The following is a 4,816-nucleotide window of genomic DNA, read 5'->3' as shown; positions in this document are numbered from 1 at the left end:
GTCTGGTTTAGGTCCCCTCGAATTCGGTGGGCAGTGAATTGGCCCGGCAGGCATAGTATCGGGCTACGAAGTCGCAGTCGCACTTCGAAACCACCATACGGACAGGGCCTGCCACGTCACATGGGAGTGACGGGCCTGGATGTTCAGTGTTTACTGACCTTGGTCGACTGGGTGCATCCGCAGTCTCGGCAGCTGTTTGCTCCGGCCATGACCGAGTATTTGGACCGTCCACTCTTGCGGGGGAATCAGAAGCATGCGAATCACAGTTTTCGGTACCGGCTATCTCGGTGCTACTCACGCGGCATGTATGGCCGAGCTCGGCCACGAGGTGCTCGGTGTCGACGTGGACCCGGCGAAGCTCGCGAAGCTCGAAGCCGGCGAGGTCCCCTTCTGGGAGCCCGGTCTCGAAGAGGTGCTGCAGCGCAACATCGCCGCCGGACGCCTGCGCTTCACCGCGTCTTACCAGGAAGCTGCGGACTTCGCGGAGGTGCACTTCCTCGGTGTCGGTACTCCCCAGAAAAAGGGTGAGTTCGCGGCCGACATGAAGTTCGTCAACTCGGTCATCGAGACTTTGGCGCCCCTACTCACCAAGCCGGCCGTGATCTTCGGCAAGTCGACCGTCCCCGTGGGCACAGCGGAACGACTCGGCAAGGTCGCCCGGGAACTCGCGCCTGCCGGTGACGACGTCGAGGTGGCCTGGAACCCGGAGTTCCTGCGCGAGGGCTATGCCGTCAAGGACACTCTGCACCCCGACCGCCTGGTGCTGGGCGTGGATCGCGCCCGTCCAGGCCGCGCCGAGGAGCTGGCTCGCGAGGTGTACGCGCAGTTGCTCGACGAGAAGATCCCGTTCCTGGTCACCGACCTGGCTACGGCCGAGCTGGTCAAGGCGTCCGCCAATGCGTTTCTGGCCACCAAGATCTCGTTCATCAATGCCATCGCGGAGGTGTGTGAGGCCGCGGGAGCCGACGTCACCGTGCTCGCGGACGCCATCGGCCATGACGAACGCATCGGCCGTAAGTTCCTCAACGCCGGCATCGGTTTCGGCGGCGGTTGCCTGCCCAAGGACATCCGGGCGTTCATGGCGCGGGCCGGTGAACTCGGTGCCGACCAGGCATTGACGTTCCTGCGCGAGGTCGACAACATCAACATGCGACGCCGCACTCGCATGGTCGAGTTGGCGCGTGAGGCATGCGGGTCTCTCCTCGGTGCTCGGGTCGCGGTTCTCGGTGCCGCGTTCAAGCCCGATTCGGACGACGTCCGTGACTCACCGGCCCTGAACGTGGCCGGTCAGATCCAGCTGCAGGGTGCAGCGGTCAACGTGTACGACCCCAAGGCGATGGAGAACTCGCGGGCGTTGTTCCCCACACTGACCTACAACAGCACTGCGCTCGAAGCCTGCGAGGGCGCTGACGTCGTGTTGGTGCTGACGGAGTGGAAGGAATTCAAGGCTCTCACTCCGCAGGACCTGGACGGCGTGGTGCGTAGCAAGAAGCTGATCGACGGCCGAAACTGCCTGGACCCGGAGCAGTGGCGTGCGGCCGGTTGGATTTACCGAGGCTTGGGTCGTCCCTGATGCCTGTTTCGGCGGCGTAAACCGGCGAAGTCATTCGATGGAATGAATTCTCAATGTGTGACCGTGACTCGATGACCTACTCGAATTTTGAACCAGTACAAGGTTGAAAGTAGGTCGTTCACTGGCTTTGAGCTGCCCAGCGAGCGCTGAAGTCCGTTACGTGCATAACGTGCATAATTGGCTTTTTATTTGTGACGAAATTCGGTCGATATGACTGTGAATGATCACATAGCCAGGTTAATGGTGTTGATGCACAGCGCCTTTGGGTGAAATGACTGTGGAGGCGCTCGGTCCTTTCGCTTGCAGTGCCCCGTTCGATTCGGTGTGGTAAACAACTTGAACGCTGTTATTGGTTTGTGATCTGCGACGCTCGCGTGGTGGTACCGCAATCGACGTGGGACTATTTCAATTCGGTACCAGTTGAAATGCGGATTGGTCAGGATCGGATTCATGTGCTCACCAGCGGTGGGCCTCGAGTGCAGAGGAGGGGAGCACGTGGCATCTGTCGGGGCTGCACAGCGCTCTCTGTGGGGATCTCCGCGTCAACAGGACGCAGTGGCAGCACGCACGCTGACCTCGCGTCACGTGTGGGAAGAGCGCTATATCAGACGGCTACGTGTCACTGATGTGCTTGCCGTCGTGACGGCAGTGGGCCTTGCGCACGTCGTCCGCTTTGGTGATGTCGAGGTGGCTGGCATCTCGTCGGCAGTCACCTACGCGGGAGTCTCGGTGGTGTTGGCGGCCCTCTGGCTCGCCTTCCTCGCGATTTTCCGAACACGCTCGACGCGGGTGATCGGCAACGGTGCCGAGGAGTACCGACGCATCGTGTCAGCCACCTTCCGCCTGTTCGGCGTCATTGCTATCGCGGCTCTGCTGTTCCGCATCGAATTCGCTCGGCTCTACCTAGCCATCGCATTGCCCGTCGGCCTTCTGGCCCTCCTACTCAGCAGGTGGATCTGGCGCAACGTCGTCACTCGACTCCGTAGTAGCGGTGGATACAAGACCTCGGTTCTCATCGTGGGAAGCCGTACAGCGGCGGTATCGATGGCGCAATCGTTCGAGAAGTCTGCGGCCTCGGGTTACGCGGTGGTCGGAATCTGTATGCCGGGGTACGAAGCTCCGCGGGACGGTGTGGTTCACATCGAGGGAACCGAAATTCCGGTACTCGGCGATGAGCACGATGTACTCGACGCGATCGAGGAATGTGGTGCCGACACCGTTGCTGTGACTGCCACAGAGCACCTCGGCCACAAGGGCATCCGCAAGATGATCTGGGACCTCGAAAAGACGGACGTCGACCTGGTGGTCGCGCCGGGAGTCGTCGATGTGGCCGGCCCGCGACTGGTGATGCGACCTGTCGCGGGCTTCCCTCTGATTCACGTCGAGAAGCCGCAATACAACGGTGCAACGCGATTCAGCAAGACTGCCTTCGACCTCACGTTCGCGACTCTGGTGCTGGTGATGATCTCGCCCATACTGCTGGCCGTCGCCATCGCAGTGAAGAGCACGAGTCGCGGACCGGTGTTCTACAAGTCCGAGCGCATGGGCATCGACGGCAAGCCGTTCTCGATGATCAAGTTCCGAAGCATGACCGTCGATGCAGACAAGAAGGTTGCCCACCTCCTCGATCAGAACGAGGGCGCCGGTGGGGTTCTGTTCAAGATGCGTGACGATCCGCGGGTTACGCCCGTGGGCAAGGTCTTGCGGCGGTTCAGTCTCGACGAGCTGCCGCAGTTTATGAACGTTCTCAAGCGTGAGATGAGCGTGGTGGGCCCGAGGCCGCCGCTGCGCCGTGAGGTCGAGACCTACAACGGTGAGGTTCGTCGGCGATTGTTGGTCAAGCCGGGAGTCACGGGACTCTGGCAGGTCAGTGGAAGATCCGACCTGTCGTGGGAAGAGACTGTCCGCCTGGATCTTTCGTACGTCGAGAACTGGTCGATGGTGGGGGATCTACTGATCATCGCGAAGACCGCGAAGGCAGTAGCTTGTAGCGACGGTGCGTATTGAGCGCCACGCTGATCAATACCGAACTGGCCAAACCATATTCGTCGACGATCCCAGAGGCCGTCGACACGGAGTCGGAGACGCTGAAGTGACCGTACGGCCACGAGTAGCAATTGCACATGACTACCTCACTCAGCGCGGTGGAGCCGAGAAGGTCGTCCTCGCGATGGCGCGGGCATTTCCGGACGCACCCATCTATACGACCCTCTACGACCCCGACGGAACATACCCCGAGTTCAGAAACCTGGATATCCGTCCGTCCATCTTGAACAGGGTTGGGTTCCTTCGCCGGAATCACCGCGCTGCGCTGCCACTCCTACCCCTGGCTGCGTCATCCATACGCATCGACGCAGACGTGGTCATTGTCAGCAGTAGCGGCTGGGCACATGGCTTCAAGTCCACCGGGCCCAAAGTTGTGTACTGCTATTCTCCAGCACGCTGGATCTATCAGCCTGATGCGTATCTCGGCGACTCCGCAGGTAGGGGTATGCGCACGCTGCTGGCGCTCGTGTCGCCCGCGCTGAAGCGCTGGGACAAGCGTGCTGCGTCGACCGCGTCCAGATACTTCGCCATCTCATCCGTAGTCGAACCGCGTATCCGTGATGCCTACGGCATCGACGCGACGATCTTGCCGGCTCCACAATCGCTCGATTCGAGTCTTCCCGTTGCGGCGGTGGAGCAGTTGGCCGACTGGGAGGATGCGGGATACTACTTGTGCATCTCACGTCTGCTTCCGTACAAGAACGTAGACAAAGTCATGCGCGCCTTCCATGACACTGATCGGAAACTCGTTGTGGTCGGAAGCGGTCCGCAGGAAAGCGAACTGAATACCCTGTCGCAAAACAACATTCGGATGGTCAAGGATCTTTCAGACGCGCAAATCCGGTGGCTGTACAAGAACTGCCGAGGTCTGGTGGCAGCGAGCTACGAGGATTTCGGGCTGACTCCCCTGGAGGCAGCGAGCTACGGCAAGCCGAGCGCAGTCCTCCGTTGGGGCGGTTTCCTCGACACGGTTGCCGAGGGGCAGACCGGTGTGTACTTCAACGAACCTGAGCCTGCTTCGATTGAGCGGGCAGTCGCCAGTTTGGCCGACCGCCACTGGTCGAAGAGCGACATGGACAACCATTTGGACCAGTTCAGCGAGCGGCGCTTCGCGGCCGCCCTGAACAAGGCCGTACACGAGGCCGAACGTCACCCTGTATCGGCGAGCGCCCCGTTTTCGAGCAGAAGGACTAGTTG

General features: G+C 60.9%; 3 protein-coding genes. All 3 read left to right on the top strand.

The features are described from left to right. Window positions 1-253 precede the first annotated feature (253 nt). Window positions 254-1,573 carry a UDP-glucose/GDP-mannose dehydrogenase family protein gene (locus AB0366_RS26950; RefSeq protein WP_366246608.1) on the top strand — a complete coding sequence of 440 codons (1,320 nt, stop codon included), beginning with the start codon at window positions 254-256 and terminating at the stop codon, window positions 1,571-1,573. Window positions 1,574-2,023: 450 nt separating this feature from the next. Continuing rightward, window positions 2,024-3,580 carry a sugar transferase gene (locus AB0366_RS26945; RefSeq protein ID WP_366246607.1) on the top strand — a complete coding sequence of 519 codons (1,557 nt, stop codon included), beginning with the start codon at window positions 2,024-2,026 and terminating at the stop codon, window positions 3,578-3,580. 484 nt (window positions 3,581-4,064) lie between these two features. After that, window positions 4,065-4,816 (top strand): glycosyltransferase (locus tag AB0366_RS26940; protein ID WP_366246606.1); only part of this gene is annotated, 752 nt, incomplete at its 3' end.

Source organism: Rhodococcus sp. NPDC076796 (assembly GCF_040702765.1).
Classification (GTDB): Bacteria; Actinomycetota; Actinomycetes; order Mycobacteriales; family Mycobacteriaceae; genus Rhodococcoides.
This window is presented reverse-complemented; position numbering and strand designations above follow the sequence as displayed.

Excerpts from the sequence above, each read along its gene's own strand:
- AB0366_RS26950 (WP_366246608.1), top strand. The coding sequence starts at position 254 with ATGCGAATCACAGTTTTCGGTACCGGCTATCTCGGTGCTACTCACGCG.
- AB0366_RS26945 (WP_366246607.1), top strand. The coding sequence starts at position 2,024 with ATGTGCTCACCAGCGGTGGGCCTCGAGTGCAGAGGAGGGGAGCACGTG.